Genomic DNA, 25,797 nt, shown 5'->3' with positions numbered 1-25,797 from the left:
CTTCTGCAACACAAAAACCAGCCAATCCTGGACCAGGATTGGCTGGTTTTTGTTGTGTGTGGACCCTGGACAGCGTCTGTTTACAGGATAACTTCTCCTATAAATGCGGAAGTTGCATCTTTGTTATATGTGCTAACGAATTGGTATGTCGCCTCCGGGATACGGGCTCTATACTGAAATCGACTGGCGGCAACGCCGGATTCTGCAAGGTTCTGCATAAGGGGGAATATTGAAATGTACCGTAAAGGAATATCCAAGTTGCTGATTGCGGGTATGCTGCTGTCAGGGATTCAGCTTCCGGGAAACACGGGAGTGGCAGGAGCAGAGGGACTGGAAGAGCTTCCCGTATCAGCCGCAGGAGCAAGCAGCGCTATTGCAGCCGGAAAGGCAGCATTTGCCGATATGAATCAGCACTGGGCTTCGCCGGCGGTGGACAGGCTGGCAGCCGCCGGAATCCTGCAAGGGAACGGGCAGGGGAGATTTGGACCAAGCCGTGCAATCTCACGCGCAGAGATAGCGGTTATCCTGGGCCGTGTGTTTCGTTACTCAGCTCCGGGAACGGCTGTGTTCAGTGATGTAAGCGCTTCTTCCTGGTATGCCAAGGATGTGGGCGGGGTTAGTGCAGCAGGCATAATCCAAGGTTACGCGGACGGACGGTTTCAGCCGGGAGCAGCTGTAACCCGGCAGGAGGCCATGACGATGCTGAGCCGGGCTTTCGGCCTGGAGGCGGCCTCGCAAACTACGCTGGCTGCGCAGCCTGACGGGTCAGCGGTCAGCGACTATGCCCGGGAAGCAGTGAGTGCCATGCTTGACGCAGGCTACCTGCGCGGCGGGCCGGATGGCAAGCTGAATCCGCAGACGCAGATGACCCGGGCTGAACTGGCGGAGCTGCTGGGCCGGATGATCGGGTGGATCAGCTCAGGCGAAGGAAGCCATTCGATTGGCAGGGTGTCTGGCAATGTGATAGTCAACCGGGCGAATGTGCAGATCGAGAACGGGCCGGTTAACGGAAATCTCTATGTGACTGCCGGAGTAGGAGAGGGAGAAGTAACGTTCTCGGGAATCAAGGTGCAGGGAACCACTCATATCTCTGGAGGCGGTGACCATTCGGTAGTTTTCCGTAAATCTTCACTGGGGCAGATCAAGCTGAACAAGCCCAAAGCACCGGTACGGCTCGTTCTGGAGGATAGCAGCACCGTAGCCCGGATTGAATTGCTCCAGCCGGCCAAGGTTGAGATTGGGGCCGGCACAAGGGTGGAAGCACTGATTATCGGTCCCGGCGCTGCCGGATCAGAGATTGTGAACCGGGGAGACATCGGCTTGCTTGAGACCCAAGCGGATCGTGTGCTTCTCAACGGCCTAGCGCTCAAGGCAGGTGAGACGCTTCGGGGCTTGTCCGGCAATGGAGCCACACCACAGGCAAGTGCAGCCGCCACCTCTGCGGGGAGTGGCGGGAGTTCAGGCGGAGCGATGTCAACGCCAACGCCTGCACTTATGACACCTGCTCCAACAGCGACACCTGGGGCAACGCCGACAGCAACGCCGGCGGTTACTCCGCCAACCCAAGACAATCCATGGGAGCTGGTCTGGAATGACGAATTCGACGGCAGCTCCATAGATGAGACCAAATGGAATGTCCAGGATACCGGAACGGTATACAATAACGAGCTGGAATATTATCATCCGGGCAACGCTTCACTTACAACAGAGAGCGGACACAGCGTACTGGCGCTGGAAGCGCGGAAGGAGGCTTACGGCGGAAAAGAGTATACATCGGCCAAGCTGACCTCCAAGCTGAAGGGCGACTGGACCTACGGCAAATTCACGGTGCGCGCCAAGCTGCCGATTCAGCAGGGAATGTGGCCGGCCATCTGGATGATGCCAACGGATGAAGAGAAGCAATATGGACCTTGGCCCGGAAGCGGCGAGATGGACATTATGGAATTAACAGGACCGGTAGCCGGGGATAAGGAGAAGGCGGATCTGTATCCAAGAACCGTGCACGGCTCACTTCATTACGACATCCCGCATATGTCCCAGTCCAAGACCTACGTTCTACCGGAAGGCAAGACGTTCGCTGACGATTTTCATGATTTCACGCTTGAATGGCTTCCGGGCCTGATTCGGTATTACGTGGACGGTAAAATGTATTTTGAAACGAGCGATTGGGGAACCAAAAGTGAGGGCCAGCCGGATTACTATACGTACCCCGCACCGTTTGACCGGCCGTTTTATATGATTCTTAATCTGGCGGTAGGCGGTGACTGGCCGGGGAATCCGGCAGCTGACTTCAAGTCCGACGAGATGTATGTAGATTATGTCCGGGTCTACAAGTACAAGAACCTGGATCAATGGCCTGATGTGACAGGACAGCGTCCAACGAATCCGGAGCTCTCGACTCCGCAGCGTCCTGCCCTGGCTGACGGCAATCAGATCTATAACGGGGAGTTCGAGGGTGCGGTAGCAGCGGACGGCCTGCCGGAATACTGGGAAATGATCAAGAATGCAGGTGGTGAGGGAACAGCCTCGGTCATTGAAGACAAGGATAAGGGTGCGGCAGTGAAGGTTGCCGTCGAGCAGGCTGGAACGCAGAATTATTCCATTCAGCTCACCCAGAAGCCGCTTCTGCTGGAGAAGGGCAAAGCCTACAAAGTGACTTTTGATGCCAAAGCAGACGCAAACCGTCCGCTGATGAGCAAGCTGACCGAATTCGGCGGAGGATGGACGGCGTATTCCAAGGAACGAAATTTCCAGCTTTCGCCGGACTGGCAGTCATTTGAGTATACCTTTACCATGGCCCAGAATTCCGACAATAATGTCCGGTTCGAGTTCAATCTGGGACTGAGCGATATTGCCGCCTATTTCGCTAACGTTCGAGTGGTGGAGACGCAGCCCCTGCCAGTGGTACGTACTCCGTTGTCTGACGGCAACCTGATCTACAATGGCGGATTCGAGCTGGGAGAAGGGCGGCTGGGTTATTGGAGCTTCGCCGTTAAGCCGGAATCGGGAGCTGCTGCGAAGGCCAGTGTAACCAATGTCCTGGAGCTGCCGCTGATGAAGCGCGAATTCAAGGCAGATGTCCAGAAAGCCGGAGGCTCGGCTGAGGATGTGACGCTCATCCAGACAGGAATCCCTGTGACAGCCGGCGGAGTCTATCAGCTTGCGTTTGAGGCGAGATCGGAGCAGGAGTTGCCGGTTGGCATCAAGCTGGACGGCGGCGATGGGAAGACCGTCTATCCTGACGGGTCTACCTTCACGCTGACAACGGAGTGGAAGAGCTATACAGCGGAAATAGCGCTGTCTGGCGGGTCCGGTACAGAAGCGGCATTATCGTTCCTTCTGGGCCAGACTCCGGGGCAGACCGAGATCGACAATGTGCGTCTGGTTCGGATGGTTGATCCGCCTGTAATGAACGATTACCTGCATCTGCGGGGCGACCAGTACTGGAGAACATCGGGTACCGGCCTGATTCCGAGCGGCGAAGGCGGCAAGGACATCACGGATATGCACCAGGGCGACTATGTGGAATACAAAGTGGTTCTCCCTCAGGCCGCCAGTATTGTTCCGGTAACCCGGGTATCCAGTGTACGAGCAGATTCGGAGCTTACGCTGTCGGTGCTGGATGCCGGCAAACAGAGTGTAGTGACGACCTCTGTCTATAGTACGGCAATCGGAGATACCGGAGGACCTCATTCCTACCGCGCAATCATCGGGGCACCGCTTGAGCTGCCTGCCGGAACCTATTACTTCCGTCTTGGCGGCAGCGGCTACAATCTGGCTTGGCTGGATCTGACCCGCGAGCTGGTGGTGAACGGCAGCTTCAAGGGTGATTCTACCGAAGGCTGGACGCTGTACAAGAGGGACTGGGACAGTAATCCGGTGAAGAACACCGTAATGAACGCTGTGTACGGTGCACTGCGGGTTGACCTTGGCGGCACCGGTGATGACGACTGGAATGTACAGGTGAAGCAAGGAGCGATACCCGTAGAGCAAGGCAAGAAATATCTGCTTCGCTTCGATGCCGATGCCTCCATGGACCGGGAGATACGGGTGCTGGTTCAGCATGACGGCACTACAGACAACGATTGGACCCCTTATACGAACGAGACAGTAAGTCTGAGCGAAGCGGGCGGACATTATGAATATCTGTTCACTGCTCCGGCAAGCGATCCCGCTGCTGTGCTGCAGTTCAGTCTGGGCAAGGTTAACGAGCTGCTGGGAGAGCATACGGTTAGACTGAGCAATATTTCCCTGCTGCAGGTGAGCCCGGTCATGGCAGGTGAGGCGTACGGGGAGAATCTGATTCCGAACGGAGACTTCTCCGCTCCGCTTAAGGGCTGGAGCAGCTTCTCCTCCGACAGCGGCGAGTTATCCATTGACAATGTGAATGGGGCGCTGAAGATAAAGGTAGGTTCCACAGGAACGAACAGCTGGGACCGGCAGGTCTTTTATGAGGGAGTCGCTTACAACGAAGGCAATCATTATACACTTACCTTCAAGGCCAAGGCGGATCTTAAGCGCAAAATGAATATCAGCATCGGCTGGCTGGATGTGGCGAATAATTACACCTGGCACGGGTACACAAGCAAGATTGTTGATTTGGGTACGGAATACACCGAATATACCCTGGAATTCGACGTTGCCGGAGACAGTACCTCTATCGGCCGCATTTCGTTCGAGCTGGGCAACATTAAGGATGGCGGCACGGGTCAGCTTGCGGTGGATATCGATGATATTGTGCTTATGAATAACGGAACCGTAGCAGCACCCTGAACAAGCTTTAGAATTTGTTATCCAGGCTTGCGATTTGGTATTTAGACCGGCAAGAAACACTTTTATAATCAATACATGGAGGACGGGCAGCCGTTCTCCGTGATTTTCAAACGACAATGGGGGAGATTTATTGTGAAAAAGACAGCAGTATCCATCACCGCACTACTCATGGCATTTTCAGTAGTGGTCAGCGGATGTGGAGGCAATAACAATCAATCAAGTTCGGCTAACAACGGAGAAAAGAAAGAAGTATCCAGTGCAACTGCCGCTCCTGCAACGCCAAGCACGGACCCTGTTACCCTGAACGCGTGGGTGATGCCGAACAGTCCCAAGCCGGATGCTGACTTCCTGAAGACGCTTGATCCTTACCTGAAGGAGCATACGAATGTCACCGTTAAGGTAACCGTGCTGGACTGGGGGTCCGCCTGGACCAAGATTACAACGGCGGCTACAAGCGGCGAAGGCCCGGATTTGCTTCAGCTCGGCTCGACCTGGGTCCCTGCTATCGCCAGCATGGGGGGCATTGATAAAGTAACGGATAAGGTAGCTGATGTGGGCGGCGCCGAAGCCTTCCTGCCGGCAATCTGGCAGACTACCTCTATCGCGGGCGACAGTGAAGTCTACGGAGTACCTTGGTTCGTAGATGCACGTGCTATCTACTACCGGACAGATGTATTCAAGCAAGCCGGGGTTGATACAGCCACAGCCTTCAAGGATTGGGATTCCTTCAAAAGCGCGCTGCAAGCGGTCAACGGACAGACCGTTGACGGCAAAAAGATCGCTGCACTCGGACTTCCGGGTAAAAACGACTGGAACGTAGTGCATAATATCTTCCCTTGGATCTGGGCTGCAGGCGGCGATGTTCTCTCGGAGGATAACAAAAATGTTGCCTTCAACGAAGAGAAGGGGCTTGACGGCGTGATGTTCTACACCGGACTTGCCGCTGAAGGCCTTGTGGATAAATCTTCGCTTGAGAAGAATTCGTCTCAGATTGAGAGCGACTTCGGCGACGGTAAATCGGCGGTCATTATCTCCGGCCCTTGGCTCGCCAAGAACTTTGCGACACCGAAAGCAAACGGCGGTATGGATGACAAGAAAGCGGCCAAGAACTTCGCGGTGGCTCCGCTTCCGGCAGGTCCGGGCGGACAAGCTACCTTCGTCGGCGGCAGCGAGCTGACCGTATTCAGCGGCTCGAAGAACAAGGAAGCGACTTGGGATCTGATTAAGTACCTGACTGGCGATGAAGCGCAGAAGGCTTATGCTGCCGTATCCGGCCAGCTCCCGGCTCGACTGTCACTTCTGGAATCGCCTGATCTGGATGCAAGCATGAAAGCATTCTCGGAAGCCACGAAATACGGAAGAACCTATCCATCCATTCCTCAATGGGGACCTACGGAAACGGCGCTGCAAAAGCATTTTGCCAACATCTGGGATATTGTCGCCGGTGTGAAGGGCAAATATAGTGAAGAAACCGTCAAGCAAGAGCTGGATTCTGCAGCGGCCGAAGTCAAAGCAATTATTAACCAATAATTATGAGGATTAGGGGGATGCCGCCGCGCGATAGGGTGCGGCGGTTCTTCCATTAGTAAAGTGAGGGATAAGAGATGGGACTCCATACTGAAAAAAATCTGCCTGCGAAGGCTGCTTCCGACAAGCGCGGACTGTGGCGCAAACGGGTCAGAGAGAATAAATTTGCTTACATGCTGATGGTGCCGACCATCATTTTCATGCTGTTGGTGCATTTGCTCCCTATGATTCAGGGATTCTGGATGTCATTCCTGAAGCTGAACCAATTTACACTGGGCAAATATCTCAAGGCGCCGTTTGTTGGGATCGACAATTATATTGGCCTGTTGTTCAACACCGATAACCCGGTCCGCCAGGGGCTCAACTTTGCCATCCGCAACACCGCGATTTATTCAGTCATTGTAACGATCGGTGTAATGATCATGGGCCTGATGATGGCCTTGCTGCTGAACCGTGATTTTCCCGGACGCAGCATTGCCCGTACAGCCATGCTGCTCCCATGGGTCGTTCCGTCTTATGTGGTCGGTGTGCTCTGGGGTTTCATGTGGCAGAAGGAAGGCATTATCAACTATTTCCTGGTCGATGTCCTGCATCTCTTCAATGAGAAGCCTTTCTGGCTGCTGGGACCGAATACGATCTGGGCGATCATTATCCCAACCATCTGGCGCGGCTGGCCGTTCCTGATGGTCATTTTCTTGGCTGGACTCCAGACTATTCCCGAAGATATCTATGAAGCGGCAACCATTGACGGTGCGGGCAAGTTCCGCCAGTTCTGGAACATGACGCTGCCGATGCTTAAGCCGGTTATTGCGGTACAGCTTTTATTCCAGATTATTAACAATGTGTACTCCTACAACATCGTCTCCACGATGTTCGGCAACGGTGCCGGATATCCGGGGGAATGGGGAGACCTCCTGATGACAGCCTTGACCCGCCAATCCTTCGGTTATTGGTCCTTCGGTTCGGGTTCTGCCGCTTCAATCATGCTGATGTTTGCCATGCTGATGGTCGTCGGTATCTGGTACCGCGCCTTTAGATCGGAGTTGAATGCCCAATGAGTACACACCGTAAACGTTCCGTCAGTTCGTTCCTGCTGACCTCACTAACCTGGGTCATCGTTGTATTGACGATATTCCCCATTTTGTGGATGATCTTCACCTCTTTGCACTCTAATGACCAAATTCTGAACGGTATCACTACCTTTAGCCTGCCGAAGCCGCAGTGGGTCAATTATATCAATATGTGGGATACCGTTAATTTTGCCGTCTATTTCCGCAACAGCCTTCTGATCTGCGGTGCGACAACCCTGCTTGCCGGCTCCTTTGCCGTTCTGGCCGGGTATGCGCTGGCCCGGTTTGATTTTCCCGGAGCGAAGCTGTTCAGCATGAGTATCATATCCACCCAGCTGATCCCGGGGATTATGTTCCTGTTCCCGATTTATCTGATGTTCCTGTGGATCAAGAATACGTTCGGTTTGCCGATGATCAATACGTACTGGGGAATGATTCTCGTCTACACGGCGTTCTACACCCCAATCAGTATCTGGATTATGCGGAGTTTCTTTGTCTCAATTCCAAGAGATCTGGAAGAGTCGGCTACGATTGACGGCTGTACGAAATTTCAGGCTTTCTACAAAATCATTCTGCCGTTGTCTCTGCCCGGCATTATTGCGACAGGCATCTTCATCTTCCTTACCGCGTGGGATGAGCTCCTCTTCGCCTGGGTTTTGACAACCAGCTCGGATGTACAGACGATTCCGGTCGGTATCCGCTTGTTTGTCGGCCAATACAATACCCGCTACGATCTGCTGATGGCAGCCTCCACGGTTGTAACCGTGCCGGTCATGGTCATATTCTTCATGACGCAAAAATACTTTATCAGCGGTATGACCGCGGGGGCCGTCAAGGGCTGACCCGCAGCATGCCAGGAAAGGTGAGAGCAATCATGCTGAAATTTACTACCGCAAGAGAAGCGATGGCTTCGGCTGAAGAGATCCTGAGACAAGCCTTCGCAGACCGGATTGGCCCCGGGGCGCACATCAGCGCCCTCTTTACGGATTCGGAACGCCGGGGGGCTGTAGGCATAGCTGGTCTGCCGCTTCGGCTGCCTGCCATTCAGGAGCTGCTGAAGCTCCCCGCTGTGGCAGCGCTGCTGCCGGGTGAAGCGGGTGCCTCCGCGTTGTTCGCCGTAAACGAAGAAGCCACGGAATTGTCACTGTATATCCGGCACGCCGGAAGACAGGAGCAGACTGTTGACGTACCGGAGGCTGCCGCAAGCGTGGCTTTGGCGCACTTGCAGGCTGCCCCGGGCTGGGCAGGCGCGCTTAACGCTGAGGGCGAGCATGTAATTGATCTGCGTTCACCCGTGCCGGGTCCGCATTTCGCGGTCAATTTGCTGATGGGCAACCGTCTGAGCTTTCCCCATCCGCTTCAGACCACCCCGAAAAGCGTTGTTGACCGGCTGGGCGGCGGCAGCTTCCGTTCACATGCGGCCACCCAGGTGCTGGCCACCCGCTGGGATATGCGCCAGGAGGAGAACGGGTTCCCGGCTAACCGGCAATTCTATCTGTTCGAGGACGGGAAGCAGATCTTCTATTCCGCGGACCCCGGAGATGAGGGAATGGAATCGGCGGTCTGCCGGCATTCACAGAATGTAACCCGAATCACCTGCCGCACGCGCTGCGGACTGGAGATTACACGAATCATCTCTATTCTGCCTCAATACGAGGGCCTGCCTCTGGCTACCGAATTACAGCGGATTGAGATTGAGAACCATGGAGAAGCCGACCGCCGTCTGCGGATCGTCTACACGGGAATGTTCGGTTCCGCCGCACCGGGTGCATTGTTTGAGGATGTGCTGTACAGCAACGTTATTATGCAGGGCGGAGTGCTCCAGGATAATACGGGAGCCGTGGCAGCCATCAGTCCGGATTATTATCCCGAAGGCGGCCGTCATGATCTGCGCTTCCACACAATGATCGTTCACGGGCCAGAAGGACCGGTGCTGCCCCGTGAATACTGCGTCAGCTACAATGAATTTGTCGGCACAGGCTCGCTGCACCGTCCGTCCGGCGCGCTCAGACTGAGTAACATTCTGCACCGTAAGGGGCCCGGCTTCTTCGCGGTAGCCGGGGAAATTCAAGCGGCTGCGGGAACTAAGACAGCTGTTGACCAGTTGACCGGTCTTGTCTCCGACAAGAGCGGGGCGCTCTGGAATGACACAGTGCTGGCGGATGAAGTGGGGGCTCTGGTCGCCCGTTTCTCCGACCCATGCGCGGCGGAATCAGCGCTGGCGGAATCAGCCGGGTTCGTGCGGGATTACAGCAAGTTCCTGCAGGTATTCTCCGATGACAAGAATTTCGATGTCTTTGTCAACCGCAATCTGCCGTTTCAGGTGCTCTATCAAAGCTTTGTCTCCCGTTCCTTTTGCCAGACACAGAAGGGCTACAGGGAGATCGGCTTCCGCGAAATCCAGGATTTGTACGCATCGATGTATTATTTTGTCGGCATGGGACGAAGCGCTCTGGTGAAAAGTCTGCTTAAGGAATGGACCGGCATGGTGTTTGAACTGGGCTATGCCTATCATAACTTCTTCTGGGCCGGCAAGGAGCCGGGCAAATGGTCCGACGATGCGTTATGGCTTGTTCAAGCCGTCTACCGCTATGTAATGCTTACCGGCGATCTCGAGTTCCTGGACGAGTCTTGTCCGGTAGCGGGACAAGACGCGAGCCGGCCGGTCTTCGAGACACTCAAGGCGATTATTGTCTATTCAGGGCAGATTTCAATCGGCCGCCACGGTCTGCCCTTACTGGACTTCGCAGACTGGAACGACTGTCTTAAGCTGGATGACACGTATCTGAACGGTCCAGCTAAGGAAAAGCTCTACCGGGAGCAATTGCAGGCAGGCGGGGTCTTCGGGGATTCACTGGACAGCGATTATTCCGAGAGCGTCATGAACGCCTTCCTGCTGAAGGTAGCGGTAGATGGACTGTCTGCTCTGGCTGCCCGCAAAGGGGAGCAGGATGATGCCGATGAGCTGAACCGCTTCGGAGCCAAGCTGCGCGGGCGTATTCAGGAGCATGCCTGGAAGGGCGATTTCTTCGCCCGCGTGCTCTTCAACCGGTACCCGGATGGCGAATACACTTATTTGGGAGCTGCCGGAGACGGTCTGTCAGCAGATCCGGCATCCGAGGGTTCTTACTTCTTAAACTCCTTCAGCTGGAGCATCCTGTCGGGCTGTGCCGATGAGTCGCAGATCTCGGTGATGCTGGACACTATGAAGTCGCATCTTATGACTCCTTTCGGATTGAAGCTGGTTTCGCCGGTTGCCTTGGGCCGGGTCTCTACCCACACAGCTTCGGACGAATACTTTCCGGGTGACCGGGAGAACGGCGGCGTATTCAAACATGCCTGCATGATGGCCGCAGCTGCGATGTTCAAGGGTGCCAAGGAAGTCTCGGATTCAGGGCTTGCTGCCGAGCTGGGCCGCCTCGGCTATTGGCTGCTGGACCGGATCATGCCGTTCAAGACGATGGAGGATCCGTTTGCAGTCTGCGGAAATCCACGATTCTGCACTCAATATAATAACAGCGAGACCGGTGAGAATATCGGTCCGATGCTAAGCGGCACCTCGACCTGGCTCACCCTCTCGCTGATGGAAGCGCTGGGCATTGAATATACGGCGCAGGGCATCGCACTGAGTCCGATCCTGCGGGAAGAGCAGACAGAATTCTCTTACACTCTCAAGCTTGGCAAATCTTCGTACTGTATCCGGATCAGTAAACCGGAAGGCTTCCGCCGGATGCACGGCGGTGATGCCCGTCTGACACTGGATGGCCGGGCGCTGGAGGATCGGTTTATTCCGACTCCGGATGACGGGCTCACCCACGAGGTGGAGCTGCGGTTTGAAGAGTAAAGATGTTATAATGCCCGGTCACGGAATTCATGCGGGGTCATCCCCGTGTACTCCTTAAAGAGCTTGATAAAGTAATGGGCATTGGAGTAGCCCAGCTCGGCGGAAACCTCATAAATTTTCAGCGGCGTATGAATGAGCAGATACGCCGCTTTTTCCATCTTAACCTGACTAATGTAGTCGCTGATCCGCTTGCCTGTCTCAAGCTTGTACATTTTGGACAGATATACCGGATGCATCTGGACGTGATCGGCGATGGCCTGAAGGGAGACATAATGTATATTGCGGTCAATATATTCATGTACGTTCCGAATCAGGACTGTCCGGCTGTCCCGCCGCTCGGATTCGAAATGCTCCTTCAGCAGCTTAACCATCTCCAGCGCCCATTCCCGCAGCTTGTCTGCCGTCTGGAAGGGGGCCTGCTTCATTAGCGGATTGCCCACGATCTCGCCCAGCATCTTCTTATTCTTATGGGCGAAATAATAGAATGCCGTCTCCAGATGCAGGCGGGCCTCATGGATATGCTCAAGAGAGTGGTCCGGATTCCGGGCCAGCTCCGAAGCGATGGCGTTCAGCTTGTCTTCGATCCCCTGCCAGTTGTTCGCTTCGAATAAATGGAAGAAAAGCGGAGGCTCGTAGAGCGGCTGGAGAATTTCTACAGGGTTAAAGCTGCTGTTGTCCGTGGCATCCAGATAGATGCCTGTTTCGCTGCCGATATGCTGGCGGATAGCTGAGATGCCGGATTGATAGAGCGTGTACACCTGATCCGGGAATCCTCCCCAACCCGTAGTGACCACAGAAAGGCCGCCGCCAATCAGCGTGCTGACATGATTCTGCAGCTGATAGGCGGCCTGGGTGATATCATCTGCCAGATTCAGGCGGGGTTCAATGTCTTCCCTGGGCTGCAGCAGAAATACAAGATAATCATGGACATCCTTGCTTGACCAGATGTGGAACCGGTCTTGAAACAGCTCTTGCGCGATATTAATAATGGCGTATTCGAACAGCAGCATGCTGCCCATGTCCTGACGCCGGAAGAACTCCTCCGGTCTGACGATTACAAGGCATACCGGCAGGCTGGTGGAGAACGGCAGATCGAATTGGGAGAGCCGCTCGTGCAGCTGCGGCCTGGACATCTTCCGCCCCTGCAGGAGCTCGCCGAGCAGCCGGTCCCGCAGGAGCGGAAGATGCTCGCGGAAGGTCTGCATTGTCCGCTGATAGGAGGACCAAGTCTCCCATTCGCCGCGCAGCTCTTCCTGGAGCCTGCCAATAACGGCAACCAACTGGTCATTGGCAATTGGCTTAAGCAGATAGGCACTGGCTTGCTCTTCAATCGCCTTGCGGGCATATTCGAATTCGGCATAACCGGTCAGCATAACGACCCGGATATGCTTCCAGCGGCTACGGATGGAGGCGATTAGTTCGATGCCTGAAATTTCAGGCATATTGATGTCTGTGACAACAATGTCGATAGGATAACGCTGAAGCAGCTCCAGTGCCTCGTATCCTGAATAAGCCTTGTGGACTTGTTCAAATCCCATTTCCGTCCAAGGAAGCGAAATGGATAGATCGTCGACGACATAAGGTTCATCGTCAATCAGAAGAATTTGATGCATAGGGTTCCTCTTTCTTCTCCATGCGAAGAGTGATTTTTAAGCCGCCTTCAGGTGAAGGGGCGATCAGAAGGCCGGATGAATCACCATAATGGGACCTGAGGCGCTGCTGGATGTTCCATAGCCCGCAGCCTCCGTCCTCGCGCGCCGTTTCGGAAATCCGGGCCTGCAAAGCGGTAACTGCCTCATCCGTCATGCCAGCTCCGTTGTCTGCAACGGTGACTATGACACTCTCTTGTGTATGGGAGGCGGTGATCCGAATGGAGCCTTGGCCGATCTTTTTCTCAATGCCGTGAATGATGCTGTTCTCCACCAAGGGCTGGATCAGCAGCCGGGGAATCGGCAGACCCAGCAGATCTTCCGCGATATCCATCTCATAGCGGATGCGCTGTTTCCGCAAATTCTGAATCTCCAGGTAATTCTCCAGCAGCTTCAGCTCGTCCTGCAGCGTAGTGAGGGAATGGTCCGCCTTGGTGATGTAGCGGTAATATTCTCCGAGGTTAAGCGCCATAGCCTCCACCGAATCGGTGTCGCCGACAACGGCCTTACTCTTAATAAAGAACAGGCAGTTGTAGAGGAAGTGCGGATTAATCTGCGATTGAAGCTGTTTCAAGTGGGCATCCTTGGCCCGGAGCTGCTCCAGGTAGACCTGTTCAATCAGCAATTGAATTTTCTCTGCCATTTCATTGAATTCTTCGTTGAGCATTGTGAACTCAGGATTGGTCTTGGTATGAATACGGGTAGACCAGCGTCCTTCCTTCATCCTGTTGAGCGAACGCAGTAAAAGGCTAACCGGACGCTGCACTTGACGATATAGCTGCAATGAGAACAACAGGCTCATGACCAGGAGAAAAGCCGATCCCGTCAGGAAGAAATAACGGCTGCTGCGGATCGGCTGAAGAATCTGCTTCAGCGGCGAATAATGCACGACCCGCCAGTTAATGGCCGATGAAGGAACCGAACTGATAAGAAAGCTGCCCTTCTTGAGGTTGAGGATCTCCGATGTGCCCTGTCCGTCTGCGGAATCAAGCGTTGCGGTGATCCGTTCAGCCATTTCCCGGTCGGTATTGCGGGAGAGGATCATCCCGAAAACCGGATGGAACAGGAAGGTATCGCCCTTGTTCTGTGACTGGTAGGCATCGAACATTCGTTCAATGTTGGATACAGGGAAATACATCGACAACAGCAGTTCCGCCTCTCGGGGAGGGCTGCTTTCTGTAGCGGGATCTGACAGCAGCAGGCGGAAGCCCGCTTCAGTGCTGCCCCTGTCCTCAGAAATATACTCCCAGCCTGCCGGAAGCGGATTCTCCAGTACGGAGGAATCAAAGGAGAGTGAGGAATCTGACCCCAAGGTCTCACCGTTGTGCGGCTTGTACAGGACAATCCGGTTCTCCCACGTACTGGAGCTGGTCTGAAGGGAGAGCTTCTCCAGCACGGTCATAATGGTCTGGGCGGGGTCAATAAGATGGCCCAATTGCCGGATCTGCTCGTAGTCACGGATGGTCGGGTCTCTCTGAAGAGCATACATGCTGCCCGCCAATTGGTTGATATTGTTGTCCATCTGCTGGGTCAGGAACTCCAGGTGATTCAGGTCCGTTGTCTTGATCTGACTCGTGATGACTCCGATATCCTTGCGGTAGGATAATCCGTAGAATAAGAGTGTGGTTGATATAAGGGAGAGCAGGATTGCAACCATTTTAATAAACAAACTCGGACGCCAGGCCATAAAATCATCCTTTTCAGAAGCTTTCACTGTTAGCCGTAATAAAAGAAGTGTACCATGTGATGCCGAAGAAGATTATGATACAAGTTGTCCGGCCCTCCAGAACATTACGAAAAGCAGGTGGTTCCATGAAATTCAGATTGCCGTTGATCGCGCTGGTCCTGATATTGTCGGGCTGCACCTTCCGCAGCTCCGGGGGCACTCTCCCGGCAGCTTCCCCGGAGAGCACGGCGCCTCATTTTGACGTCAAAGCGGGTAAATATAATCCGCCCATAGACCTGTACACAGTGGGCTCCGTGAACCCCAATTTGACCTTTAAAAAAGGCGAGAGCCTTGAACATAATGTGCATACGGCCTGGGCGGAGGAACGGTTGGGAATCCGTATCCGTTATCTCTGGACCATCTCCGGCACCTCCGAGAACTACGCCAACAAGCTGAGGCTTGAGCTGGCCAAAGGCAATATGCCCGATGTTGTCACTACAAGGGATGCAGCCATCATTCAAGAGCTGATTGACTCCGGGCAATTCATGGAAGTCGGCAGTTTATTTGAACATTATGCCTCCCGGGTGTGGAAGAAGGCTGTTGCCGAGGACACCTCGGCATGGAATGCCTTCGTGCGGGACGGGCATAAGTATGCGATTCCCATCATGGATTACGAATACAACTCCGATCCGCTGCTTTGGATTCGCCAGGATTGGCTGGACAAGCTGAAATTGGAAACACCGCGGACTCTGGATGAGCTGGAACAGGTCATGGACGCTTTTGTCAACCAGGACCCGGACGGCAACGGATTAAAGGATACTTACGGCCTTGCGTTAGGATTCCGAAACGGTCCCAGTACCTGGATGGGGGACAGCAGCTGGATTTTTGGAGCATTTGGCACGGTTCCCGAGCAATGGAACCGCCGGAGTGACGGAACCCTGGAATATGGTTCCGTGCAGCCCGGCGCCCGGAAGGCTGTCGCGCTTATGAAGCATTGGGTCCAGCAGGGGTACTTGTCGACGGACAGTGCCTGGCTTGATGAAGAGGGCGCCGCCAACCGGTTTGTCTCCGGCAAGGCCGGCATGATTGCCGGCCCGTATTGGATGCGCGGCTGGCCTTTGTCTTCCCTGACTGCCGCAGACCCGCAGGCGTCTGTCAAGGCTGTTGCGATACCCTCCGGACCGGAAGGTACCGCTATGAGAAGAGGCACCTTACCTGTCAACGGAGCAATACTGATTAACAAGAAAATGAAGCACCCCGAAATCTTTTTTACCTATCAGAATTATATGTTTGATTATTATGCTACCTCCACCGGCGAGTTCATTAATGGTCTTGCAGAGGGCTATGACTGGGCAATGGCGGACGGCAAGGCGACCATTGAGCCCTCTGCGCTGCCGATGGGCGTCATCCGGGCGGCCTCCTACACACTGACCTTCGACGGGGCGAGAATTCCCTCCGAAGTGATCAAGGAGATTCCGGAGGATATTACCCCGGTGCTGCTGGGCCAGAAGGAGGCTTCCCGTAAGGAACAGTTCACGGGACCGCCCACCAAGACGATGAAGAGCGACGGTGAGCTGCTGAAGAAGCTGGAACAAAAAAGCTTTCAAAACATAATTTTTGCAGACAGCGGTATCGGGGAATTTGACGAGTTTGTCGGCAAATGGAAGGCCTACGGGGGATTGTCCGAAACCTCGGAGGTCAATGCCTGGGACCGCAGCCGCCGATGAGTCTGCAGGGACAAGAAACCGCCTTCATCAAGGCGGTTTCTTGTCGGAGAGGCGCTGGAGCTTCTTACTCGCCCCGGTCTGGCGCTGGAGTATAGCGGAATTCGTCATAATAAGCATGTAGCGGAGCCTTGCCGTCATAAGCCTCCAGCCAGGAATCCACACCTGTTCCGTTCCAGAGATTCATCATAATACGGCCCGGAGTAAAGGGAATACTCTCGGTCGCTGTATGAACAGGGCGGCCGTCTACATACCAGGTAATGGAATCCCTCTTCCAGTCGAAACCATACCAGTGAAATTCTTCTGACGCGTCAAAGCCGAGGTCAATCACCTTTTCATGTCCCCCGATGCCGTCTGTGAAGTAGTTCAATTGCATCTGGCGGGTGTTTTTACCCAAAAATTCAATATCGATTTCATCCCAGGGCTCGCCTTCCGAAGGGCCGGTATACGTGAAGAAAGAAGAGACTACACCGGGATTGGCCGCCGGCTTCATACGGATTTCATACTTGCCATAGCTGTACTTTTCCAGCGAACGGTATTCTGCACCGTCGAACTCGCCGGGGGACCGGCTGGTAAGAGACAGGGTCATAAGATCATCCCCGGCAAATGAGATGTTATCTTCTCGCCAGGTGCAGTTGAACATGTCTCCGTTGGAATAGCCATCCGTTTTCTTCCAGAACTCCGAATTGAATTCTGTAAAATTGTCCTTCGCGCCTCCTGCTTCGGATCGGGGTGCTGTAGTGAAGGCCCATAGGCCCCATACTGCTGCCGACAGAGCAGCAACGGCTACGGATGCTTTGATTAACCTGTTGCGTATCAATTCTGTTCCTCCTGTGATGATGTTTCTTGCTTTTATCGTACAGAACCCAGGCTCTGGCCGCTATACCAATGTGTCAATCCGGATAACAAATTCTGAAGATAACGGCTTCCGGGCAGATGTAAAAGGACTCCGGCAGGTGCGCTCTTTGCACCGCCGGAGTCCAAATTTCGTTTTTAGTTGCCTGTGAATTTCAGCCAGTCGTAGTAAGCGTAGAGCGGGTTGGCTCCGTTATAGGAACCTAGCCAGGAGTCCACTCCCGTTCCGTTCCAGAGATTCATCATAATTTTACCGGGACGGGACGGAATATTGCTGGTGGCTGTATGCTTCAGAACGCCGTCCACATACCACTTAATGTAGCCCTGCTGCCAATCGAAGGCATACGTATGATAACCCTGGGAAGCGTCAAATCCCAGATTCACGATCTTTTCATGACCGCCAACCCCGTTTGTATAATAATTGAATTGGACTTTAGTGGTGTCCTTGCCCAAAAACTCGATATCAATTTCATCCCAGGGCGTGCCGTCGGAAGGTCCGGTATAGGTGAAGAAGGAAGAGACGATTCCGCTGTTCTTGGCAGGCTTCATGCTGACTTCATATTTACCGTAGCCGTACTTGTAGACAGACCGCATTTCTGCACCGTCAAATTTATTATTGCTGGGACTGGTCAGTGCCAGACGAAGCTGTCCGCCGCTTGTAAATGAGATATTGTTAGCGCGCCAGGTGCAGTTGAACATCCCGCCATTGGAATAGCCGTCGGCTTTTTGCCAGGTTGCGGAATTGAAGTAGGTCAGAGGCTCATCAAAGACGGTGGCTGCCGAAACAGACGGAGCTCCAGTGAGCAATCCGGCAAGCAGCAACAGCATACCTGCACCGCATAATCGTTTTAACCTTTTCATAATAAAAGTACCCCTCCTCGGAATGAAAGCGTTTTACAATATGATTTTAGCGGACCTTGATGCCGGCCACTATACCAACTTTCCAACCCAAATAACAAAAAACCAATTTTTTGCAGGCAAGAGTATTTCATTACCCTCTCACACATACTAATATTGCATGACTGTTAGAGGCTGTACATGTTCAGGAGGGGTATTATGGAGCAATGGTCCCAAAGTAAATGGTTCCGCTGGATGATCGGCGTGCTGCTCTCCCTGATCATTCTGTATTTCGTCTGGCTGCTCCGCCCCATGCTGGAGGGAATATTCCTGTTTCTAAAAGCGATCCTCGCCCCGTTCCTGGCGGCAATGATCATCTCATATGTGCTGAATCCCGTGGTATCCATGCTCTCCAGGAGAAAAATGCCGCGCAGCGTGGCCGTCCTGCTGATCTATGCCGTATTTCTCACCTCCCTGGCGGTCATTCTGATCAACCTGATCCCCATGTTCATCGAGCAGCTTGAGGAGCTAAACGAGCACCTGCCGGAGATGACACTGCATGCGCAGGGTCTGATGCGGAACATGAACTCCAGACTGATTCCGCCCGGCGTGGAGACGGGGATGAATAACTGGTTCTATCAGCTGGAAAACCGACTGGCCGAAGGTATCTCCCATTTCCTTGATAATATTGCGTCGACGATCGGTATCCTGTTCAATGCATTCATTGTGCCTTTTCTGGTGTTCTACATTCTCAAGGACTTCGATGTGTTCGAACGGACCGTTGTATCCTGCCTGCCCCGTTCCCGCCGCAAGTCGATTGTCACCCTGCTGAAGGATATTGATGAGGCACTCGGCAATTATATCCGCGGGCAGTTTCTTGTCTGCATCATCATCGGCGTGCTGGCCTATATCGGCTATATGATTATCGGTATGCCTTATGCGCTGCTCTTCGCCTGTGTGGTAGCGGTCTTTAACATTGTGCCTTATATGGGTCCGTTTCTGGGTGCGGCTCCGGCCATTGTAATGGCTTCAACCCTCTCGTGGCGCCTGGTACTAATGGTAGCTGTGGTGAATACACTATGCCAAATGCTGGAGAGCAACGTCATTTCGCCGCAGGTCGTCGGACGGAAGCTTCATCTGCATCCGCTGCTGATTATCTTCGCGCTGCTGGTCGGCGGGGAGATCGCCGGAATGATCGGACTGATTCTGGCGGTGCCGTTCTTCGCAGCCGGTAAAGTGGTCATTCAGCATATCATCGCCTATTATATCCGCAGAAAGCCGGCATAAAAGCAGGGATATTGCTAAATCATTGACGGTACATGTATCTTTTGGTTATAATGTGGTGAATATTACGAATAAGAAGCAGTACACATAGCAGTGCGATGAAGAGGAGTATTAATTCGTGAGACCGTTATTGCAGAGAGCCGGCACCTCAGGTGCGAGCCGGTTAACGGACCGCAGTGAACTCACCTCGGAGTAACGGCGCGAGCCGCAGGTTCCTTAAGCTTCATTAATAAGGAGACCGGCGTGTGAACCGTCGTCGCCTCACCCCCGCTAAAGGGTGTCAAAGTGAGTGCCGGACAAAGAATGTCCGCCGCTAACTAGGGTGGTACCACGGGAATTCAAACCTCTCGTCCCTAGCGATAATACGCTAGGGATGGGAGGTTTTTTTGCGGTTAGTCCGGCGGAGCGGCGGGAAGCCTGGGATGGTTCCAGCGGCGCCGCACGGTCAAGGATATTCCAGCAGTTCCGCGATCCGAAGCGGGGCCTGGGCTTTGCGGATTCTGCCGGTCCGGCGAAGCTTGGGCGGGTTCCTGCCAACCTGGCGAATCAACGGCGGGTTTGGCTTTTCAGCCCTTCCGGCCCCCAGCGAATCATTGCGGGTTCTTGGACTTTGCTGTTCCGCCAGGGCCAGCGGATTGGTTTAACAGAACTTATGTAAAGATAAAGGAACGGATAGAAATTTTGGAGCTGTAGCAACGTTAGTGGCCGCCTTTAGATTCGGATTTCTACCGCGATGAGCGGTTCTAATCAGGAAATCCGAATATAACAGCGGGCGGAAGCCCAAAACTTTCTGCAGTGACCCTTATTTACAGTATTTCTTTTTATAACATTAGCCTTACCTAAGACAGCAACACTCCAAGGAGGAGCATAAGATGAGCGACAACACATTTACCCAAGCCCACACCGGCTACCGTGCCCAGACTATCGAGCCGAAATGGCAGAAATTCTGGGACGAGAACAAGACATTCAAAACAAGTGAAGAAGCAGGCAAACCGAAGTTCTACGCCCTGGATATGTTCCCGTATCCTTCCGGCGCAGGGCTGCACGTAGGCCATCCTGAAGGCTACACCGCTACTGATATTGTTTCCCGTTTCAAACGGATGCGCGGCTACAACGTGCTGCACCCGATGGGCTGGGACGCTTTCGGACTGCCGGCTGAGCAGTATGCGATGGATACCGGACAGCATCCGCGTGACATTACCTTCAAGAACATTGATAATTTCCGCCGCCAGATCAAGTCGCTGGGCTTCTCCTACGACTGGGACCGCGAGATTAGCACAACTGATCCGGGTTACTACAAATGGACGCAGTGGATTTTCATCCAGCTGTACAACCGCGGTCTGGCGTATGTAGCTGAGGTTTCCGTGAACTGGTGTGAAGCGCTGGGTACCGTCCTGGCGAATGAAGAAGTGATCGACGGCAAAAGCGAGCGCGGAGGCCATCCCGTGGTCCGCAGACCGATGCGCCAGTGGATTCTGAGAATTACCGAATACGCAGACCGTCTGCTCGAGGATCTGGATGAGCTGGACTGGGAAGAGAGCATTAAGGATATGCAGCGCAACTGGATCGGCAAATCGACCGGCGCTGAGGTGACTTTTGCCATTGAAGGGCATGAGGCTACGCTTGAAGTGTTCACCACCCGTCCGGATACCCTGTTCGGAGCAAGCTATTGCGTCGTGGCACCGGAGCATAAGCTGGTTGATGTGATTACAACTGAAGAGCAGAAGGCTGCCGTTGCAGACTACCGCGACAAGGCTTCCCGCAAGAGTGATCTGGAGCGTACCGATCTGGCCAAAGAGAAAAGCGGTGTCTTCACCGGCGCTTATGCAATCAATCCGGTGAACGGCGCACAGGTGCCGATCTGGATTGCCGACTACGTGCTGGCCGGCTACGGAACCGGAGCGATTATGGCTGTTCCGGGCCATGATACCCGTGACTGGGAGTTCGCCAAGCAGTTCGGCTTGAATATTATTGAAGTAGTGCAAGGCGGCAACGTCGAAGAAGAGGCTTATTCCGGCGACGGCCCGCACGTAAATTCCGGATTCCTCGATGGCCTGTCGAATACTGAAGCTATCGCCAAAATGATTGCCTGGCTGGAAGAGAAGGGCAGCGGCAAGGGCAAAGTAACCTACCGCCTGCGCGACTGGCTGTTCAGCCGCCAGCGTTACTGGGGGGAGCCGATTCCGATTCTGCATCTGGAAGACGGCACAATGAAGACCGTTCCTGTGGACCAGCTGCCGCTGGTACTGCCGGATGTGGATGCCATCAAGCCTTCGGGCACAGGTGAATCCCCGCTGGCGAATGTAACCGAATGGGTCGAAACAATTGATCCGGAGACTGGAATGAAAGCCCGCCGCGAGACCAACACCATGCCGCAATGGGCCGGCAGCTGCTGGTACTACCTGCGTTATATTGATCCGCACAATGATCAGGAGCTGTGTTCACCCGAGAAGCAGAAGGAATGGCTGCCGGTTGACCTGTACATCGGCGGAGCCGAGCATGCGGTGCTCCACCTGCTGTATGCCCGCTTCTGGCACAAGGTTCTCTATGATATCGGCGTAGTCGATACGAAGGAACCGTTCCACAAGCTCGTGAACCAGGGGATGATCCTGGGGAACAACAATGAGAAGATGAGTAAATCGCGCGGCAACGTCATCAACCCGGATGAAATCGTAGAAGCTTACGGCGCAGATACACTGCGCGTCTACGAAATGTTCATGGGGCCGCTGGAAGCGACTAAGCCTTGGAATGAAAAAGGCGTGGAAGGCATCCACCGCTTCCTCTCCCGCGTATGGCGCCTGTTCGTGAACGAAGATGGCAGCATCAGCGCTAAGATCTCGGCAGATGGCGGTACCGATGAATTCAAACGGACCTGGCATAAGACGCTGAAGAAGGTAACCGAAGACTTTGAACATCTGCGGTTCAATACGGCGATCAGCCAGCTGATGATTTTCATCAACGACGCTTACAAGCAGGAGAGCCTGTCCACAGAAGCGGCAGAACAGTTCGTCCAGATGCTGTCGCCGCTGGCACCGCATATTGCCGAAGAGCTGTGGCAGCTGCTGGGTCACGAAGGAAGCATCAGCTATGTCGCATGGCCGGCTTATGATGAAGCCTGGACCGTAGATGCGGAAGTGGAAATTGTCGTGCAGGTTAACGGTAAAATCGTTCAGCGCGCACTGATCCCTATGGATATGGGTCAGGAAGACATGCAGAACCATGCGCTGGCCCTGCCGAACGTGAAGGCAGCCGTCGAAGGCAAAACCGTACGTAAAATTATTGCCGTTCCCGGCAAGCTGGTAAATATAGTAGTGGGTTAAGCGAAGAACGCAACATTGCCCGCAGCAACGGATGACTCCGTGCTGCGGGTTTTATTGGTTTCCGGCAGTGCACCGGAAGCGGAGAACGGAGCGGCAGAGCGTAGCATAAGGCGGGCATGGCAAGAGGGGAAGGACGATGGCAAGGCATACGGCCCTTGCAATAAGCTATGGCAATGGACGTTGGCAGAAGGCTATCGCCGCAGCTGCCTTAGCGGTCAAGTGGGCTCTGGACGATGCTGCTGCGCCCGAACAGCTCGTCGAGCTTTTCCACATCTTCATCGTATTTGTCATGCGTAGTGGTGATCAGGCGTTCGAACACCCCTTCCAGACTCGTACGCAGGTGGTTCAGCGCTTCCGCTGTAATGCCTCCGCGGACGGCAACCCGTTCCTGCAGCCCCTGCGGGGTGAAGGAGCCTTCTGTCAGCAGCTTGCCTGTACCAAGCAGCATTTCACCGGCCAGACGGCTGACCAGGGCCTCATCAATGCCGGTTGCTTCTACAGCCGCTTCGATCCACCGTTCCAGGAAATAGCTGATGAACGCCGGGCCGCAGCTGGAGAAATCAGAGGCAATCCGCGTATGACTCTCCGGGATTTCCGCAGGAACACCAATACATGAGAATAGCCGGAGCAGGACCAGCCTGTCTTTTTTATTTAATCTGCTTCCGAAGATGCACAGAGAAGTCCCGCTTTTGACGGAATGGGTGATGCTGGGAATAATCTTGGCAATTTTGGAGGGCAGTACGGATTCAAGATGGTACAGCTGAACTGGACTAGTAATGGATACGACAATCTGCTCGCTGCGCAGGTAAGGGGCAATCTCATCGCTTAACATTTTGAACTGCAAAGGTTTGACACACAGAAACACGATATCGCTCTCGGACGCGGCTTCGATGTTGCCCGAGCATACAGTGATTCCGGGATGAAGCTTCTTCAGCTCTCTCAGCTTGCCCGGGCTGCGGTTGCTGGCCAGCACATCACACGGGTCAAGGGCTCCCGAACGAAGAAAGGTGTCGATGAGCAGACCGCCCATGCTGCCTGTTCCGATAAATCCCACTTTCATCCTGTGGTTACCTCCTTTCTAATGTTGCTGGGTTCTGGGCTTACAGGAATACTCTTCGTTCAATGTATGCACGGCAGTCTTGGACAAATGACAGGTTTTAAGCTTGTTTTTGAATAAAATTCCAGTTTACTGAAGGAGGACAGCTTCATGGGCAAAAGAATGATCGGCTGCGCCATCGCCGCTGCCCTGCTGGGCGGTGGTCTGGTCTGGGCTGCAGACCACAGGGCAGAGAACGGCATCGCCGGGTGGGAGACCCTGAACGCCGGGATGGCGCAGGCGCTGGGGGTGGCGGATGGCGGCACGGGAACGGCAGGGGTGAGTGGTGAAGATGGTGGGAGCGGCGCTGAAGGGGCAGCGGCTATTAGTGGCAGCGGTGCCGGGAGTAGTAAGGCGCTGGCAGCGCCCGGAGGTGAGGGCGGTGCTGTAAGTGAGGCCGGAGGTAAGGGCGGTGCTGTAAGTGATAAGGCCGGAGGTGGTGAGGGCAGTGCTGTAAGTGATAAGGCCGGAGTGATTAATGGCACCGGGATTGCTGCTCCGGCGGGGACAGCCGGGGCAGCGGCAGGTGGGGATGACGGGAATACGAACGGTAAGGCCGGGGCAACGGTTGGTGGTGGGGACGCAGGAGTAGCTGGGAGTGGGACCGCTAGTGGGGGGATGGTTGGTGCAGTTGGGAGTGGCGCTGTAGATGGTGGTGTGGCAGGAGTAGCAGGAAATGGCGCCGTAAGTGGAACGGCTGGGGTAGCGGGAAGTGGAGCCGTTAGCGGTGGTGAAGTAACTGGCGGTGCAGTGATTGGATCGGCGGGCAGCGGCGCTGCAGGTGGCGGGACAGTTGGTGCAGTTGGGAGCGCTGGAGCAGCAGGTGCCGCAGCTCCAGCAGTGGCTGCTGATGGCAGGGTCAACGTGAACATTGCCGATACCGCAGCCCTGATGGACCTGCCGGGTATCGGGGAGAAGAAGGCGCAGGCGATTATCGAGTACCGCAGCAGCAAGGGAGCGTTCCGCAGCCTGACCGATCTGGGTAAGGTGAAGGGGATCGGACCGAAGCTGCTGGAGCAGCTGAAGCCGCTGGTGGCATTTTGAGTCCAGGGACCCGCTGGATGATTCGAACGGGCGGCAGCATCCATACTGACGCTTGTATAAACTACAATTGGCAGGGAATTACCGGGTTGTTGTTACACAAAGTTGTCTGATGGAGCCGAGCCTACCCGCCATGCCCAACCGTATGCTCCGCCAGTCAGATAAGTGTATTTGGTACAACTAAAAACTGTAAAACTACTAATTTCTTAAAGTTAGTTGCACTTCGTACAACTAAAATACGTTGTGTGGCGATTTTAGCTCAGCAGATCGTGATATAAGTGTACGAAGTGCAATTAAACTGCTTTTCATCCGAATTTCAGTCTTTTTAGTTGTACAGAATACAGTTAAGTCCAGAAAATGAAAGGGAATAGTAACAGGTCAAGCCTGAGCCTGCCGGAAACTGAGCTTAACGCCAGAATCGACGTTTCTATCAGCAATTGCGGTTTACGCAGCATGATGCTGTAATGAGAACGGTTGGCAGGCTAGTGTTAGGACAAGCTGTATAGTGAAAGAATGCTGCATTATGTTACAATAATGAACAACTATCTAAGAGGAAGTGGAGATTGCTGATGACTGTGGCTTACCGCAAGAACTGGGATACATACTTCATGGATATTGCCTGCATGGTCTCCACCCGTTCGCGCTGTCCCCGCCGCCATGTCGGCGCTGTGCTGGTGCAGGGCAAGAAGCTGCTGGGCACCGCCTATAACGGCGCACCGATGGGTGTTCCGGACTGCTCGGAAGCAGGCTGTATGGTCTCCGAGCAATATGAGCGGGAGATCATTGACGGCGTAGAGACCATGGTGAAGAAGCAGCGCTGTATCCGTACAATCCATGCTGAGCAGAATCTGCTGCTGTTCACAGACCGGAGTGACCGGGAAGGCAGTACCGTCTACGTCACGGATGAACCTTGCTGGACCTGTGCCAATATGTTAGCCAACAGCGGGATTGTAGAGATTGTCTATCTGCGTCCGTACCGCAAGGATATGGAGAAGGTTGAGGCCATGCTGTCTTCCAAAGGAATTGTGTTCCGCCAATTGGAGAACTATGAGCCGCCGAAGGAAACAATGATCTCGGTATCGGAATAACCGGAAGCATACCGGAGGACTTG

Annotated in this window: 16 protein-coding genes; 11 read left to right on the top strand and 5 right to left on the bottom strand. The window is 54.2% G+C overall.

Annotated elements, in window-relative coordinates:
* Positions 1-234 precede the first annotated feature (234 nt).
* From NSU01_RS27525 to NSU01_RS27505, 5 genes are all read left to right on the top strand, one after another.
* Positions 235-4,773: a carbohydrate binding domain-containing protein gene (locus tag NSU01_RS27525; RefSeq protein WP_076245117.1), complete on the top strand. Its 4,539-nt coding sequence runs from the start codon at positions 235-237 to the stop codon at positions 4,771-4,773.
* Between the two features lie 132 nt (positions 4,774-4,905).
* Positions 4,906-6,303 (top strand): sugar ABC transporter substrate-binding protein, encoded by a 1,398-nt coding sequence (locus NSU01_RS27520; RefSeq protein WP_052422056.1) that lies wholly within the window; start codon positions 4,906-4,908, stop codon positions 6,301-6,303.
* A gap of 74 nt (positions 6,304-6,377) precedes the next feature.
* Entirely contained in the window at positions 6,378-7,358 is a 981-nt protein-coding gene (locus tag NSU01_RS27515) for a sugar ABC transporter permease (protein ID WP_081970185.1), read from the top strand.
* The gene (locus tag NSU01_RS27510; protein ID WP_076245114.1) at positions 7,355-8,212 is read left to right on the top strand and encodes a carbohydrate ABC transporter permease; all 858 of its coding nucleotides are present in this window, start codon (positions 7,355-7,357) and stop codon (positions 8,210-8,212) included. Before NSU01_RS27515 ends, NSU01_RS27510 begins: the two co-directional genes overlap by 4 nt.
* Before the next feature lie 32 nt (positions 8,213-8,244).
* Complete coding sequence (locus NSU01_RS27505; RefSeq protein ID WP_144026113.1) at positions 8,245-11,214, top strand: glycosyl transferase; 2,970 nt, start codon at positions 8,245-8,247, stop codon at positions 11,212-11,214.
* 5 nt (positions 11,215-11,219) lie between these two features.
* Here the strand turns inward: NSU01_RS27505 and NSU01_RS27500 are convergent, their stop codons facing one another.
* Together NSU01_RS27500 and NSU01_RS27495 are read right to left on the bottom strand one after the other, a co-directional pair.
* Entirely contained in the window at positions 11,220-12,827 is a 1,608-nt protein-coding gene (locus NSU01_RS27500; protein WP_076245112.1) for a response regulator, read from the bottom strand.
* On the bottom strand, positions 12,805-14,550 hold the full coding sequence (locus NSU01_RS27495; protein WP_042139494.1) for a sensor histidine kinase: 1,746 nt from the start codon (positions 14,548-14,550) through the stop codon (positions 12,805-12,807). The genes NSU01_RS27500 and NSU01_RS27495 overlap by 23 nt, the downstream gene beginning before the upstream one ends.
* 125 nt (positions 14,551-14,675) lie before the next feature.
* Between NSU01_RS27495 and NSU01_RS27490 the strand changes: the two genes are divergently transcribed.
* The gene (locus NSU01_RS27490; RefSeq protein ID WP_076245109.1) at positions 14,676-16,256 is read left to right on the top strand and encodes an extracellular solute-binding protein; all 1,581 of its coding nucleotides are present in this window, start codon (positions 14,676-14,678) and stop codon (positions 16,254-16,256) included.
* A gap of 64 nt (positions 16,257-16,320) precedes the next feature.
* Here the strand turns inward: NSU01_RS27490 and NSU01_RS27485 are convergent, their stop codons facing one another.
* Together NSU01_RS27485 and NSU01_RS27480 are read right to left on the bottom strand one after the other, a co-directional pair.
* Positions 16,321-17,028, bottom strand: a complete 708-nt coding sequence (locus NSU01_RS27485; protein WP_256703926.1) for a glycoside hydrolase family 16 protein — start codon at positions 17,026-17,028, stop codon at positions 16,321-16,323.
* A gap of 218 nt (positions 17,029-17,246) precedes the next feature.
* Positions 17,247-17,969, bottom strand: a complete 723-nt coding sequence (locus NSU01_RS27480; RefSeq protein ID WP_039300921.1) for a glycoside hydrolase family 16 protein — start codon at positions 17,967-17,969, stop codon at positions 17,247-17,249.
* A 195-nt stretch (positions 17,970-18,164) separates the two neighbouring features.
* Here NSU01_RS27480 and NSU01_RS27475 point away from each other — a divergent pair, with 195 nt between their 5' ends.
* The 3 genes from NSU01_RS27475 (at position 18,165) to leuS (ending at position 22,549) form a co-directional block, all read left to right on the top strand.
* Positions 18,165-19,232, top strand: a complete 1,068-nt coding sequence (locus NSU01_RS27475) for an AI-2E family transporter (RefSeq protein WP_076245106.1) — start codon at positions 18,165-18,167, stop codon at positions 19,230-19,232.
* A 286-nt stretch (positions 19,233-19,518) separates the two neighbouring features.
* A complete protein-coding gene (locus NSU01_RS27470) occupies positions 19,519-19,887 on the top strand; it encodes a hypothetical protein (RefSeq protein ID WP_144026111.1) in 369 nt (122 codons plus the stop codon).
* A 214-nt stretch (positions 19,888-20,101) separates the two neighbouring features.
* A complete protein-coding gene (gene leuS / locus NSU01_RS27465; RefSeq protein WP_076245101.1) occupies positions 20,102-22,549 on the top strand; it encodes a leucine--tRNA ligase in 2,448 nt (815 codons plus the stop codon).
* Between the two features lie 208 nt (positions 22,550-22,757).
* Here the strand turns inward: leuS and comER are convergent, their stop codons facing one another.
* Positions 22,758-23,609, bottom strand: coding sequence for a late competence protein ComER (gene comER / locus NSU01_RS27460; protein WP_042139487.1), 852 nt, complete (start codon positions 23,607-23,609; stop codon positions 22,758-22,760).
* Between the two features lie 147 nt (positions 23,610-23,756).
* Between comER and NSU01_RS27455 the strand changes: the two genes are divergently transcribed.
* Both NSU01_RS27455 and NSU01_RS27450 read left to right on the top strand, forming a co-directional pair.
* On the top strand, positions 23,757-24,689 hold the full coding sequence (locus NSU01_RS27455) for a helix-hairpin-helix domain-containing protein (RefSeq protein WP_076245099.1): 933 nt from the start codon (positions 23,757-23,759) through the stop codon (positions 24,687-24,689).
* 566 nt (positions 24,690-25,255) lie between these two features.
* The gene (locus tag NSU01_RS27450; protein ID WP_039300969.1) at positions 25,256-25,774 is read left to right on the top strand and encodes a dCMP deaminase family protein; all 519 of its coding nucleotides are present in this window, start codon (positions 25,256-25,258) and stop codon (positions 25,772-25,774) included.
* The last annotated feature ends 23 nt before the right edge of the window (positions 25,775-25,797 follow it).

Origin of the sequence: Paenibacillus sp. FSL H8-0259 (assembly GCF_037963255.1) — a bacterium.
Classification (GTDB): domain Bacteria; phylum Bacillota; class Bacilli; order Paenibacillales; family Paenibacillaceae; genus Paenibacillus_AQ; species Paenibacillus_AQ phytohabitans.
The sequence above is the reverse complement of the archived record's forward strand: the minus strand, read 5'-3'. Positions and strand labels throughout refer to the sequence as shown.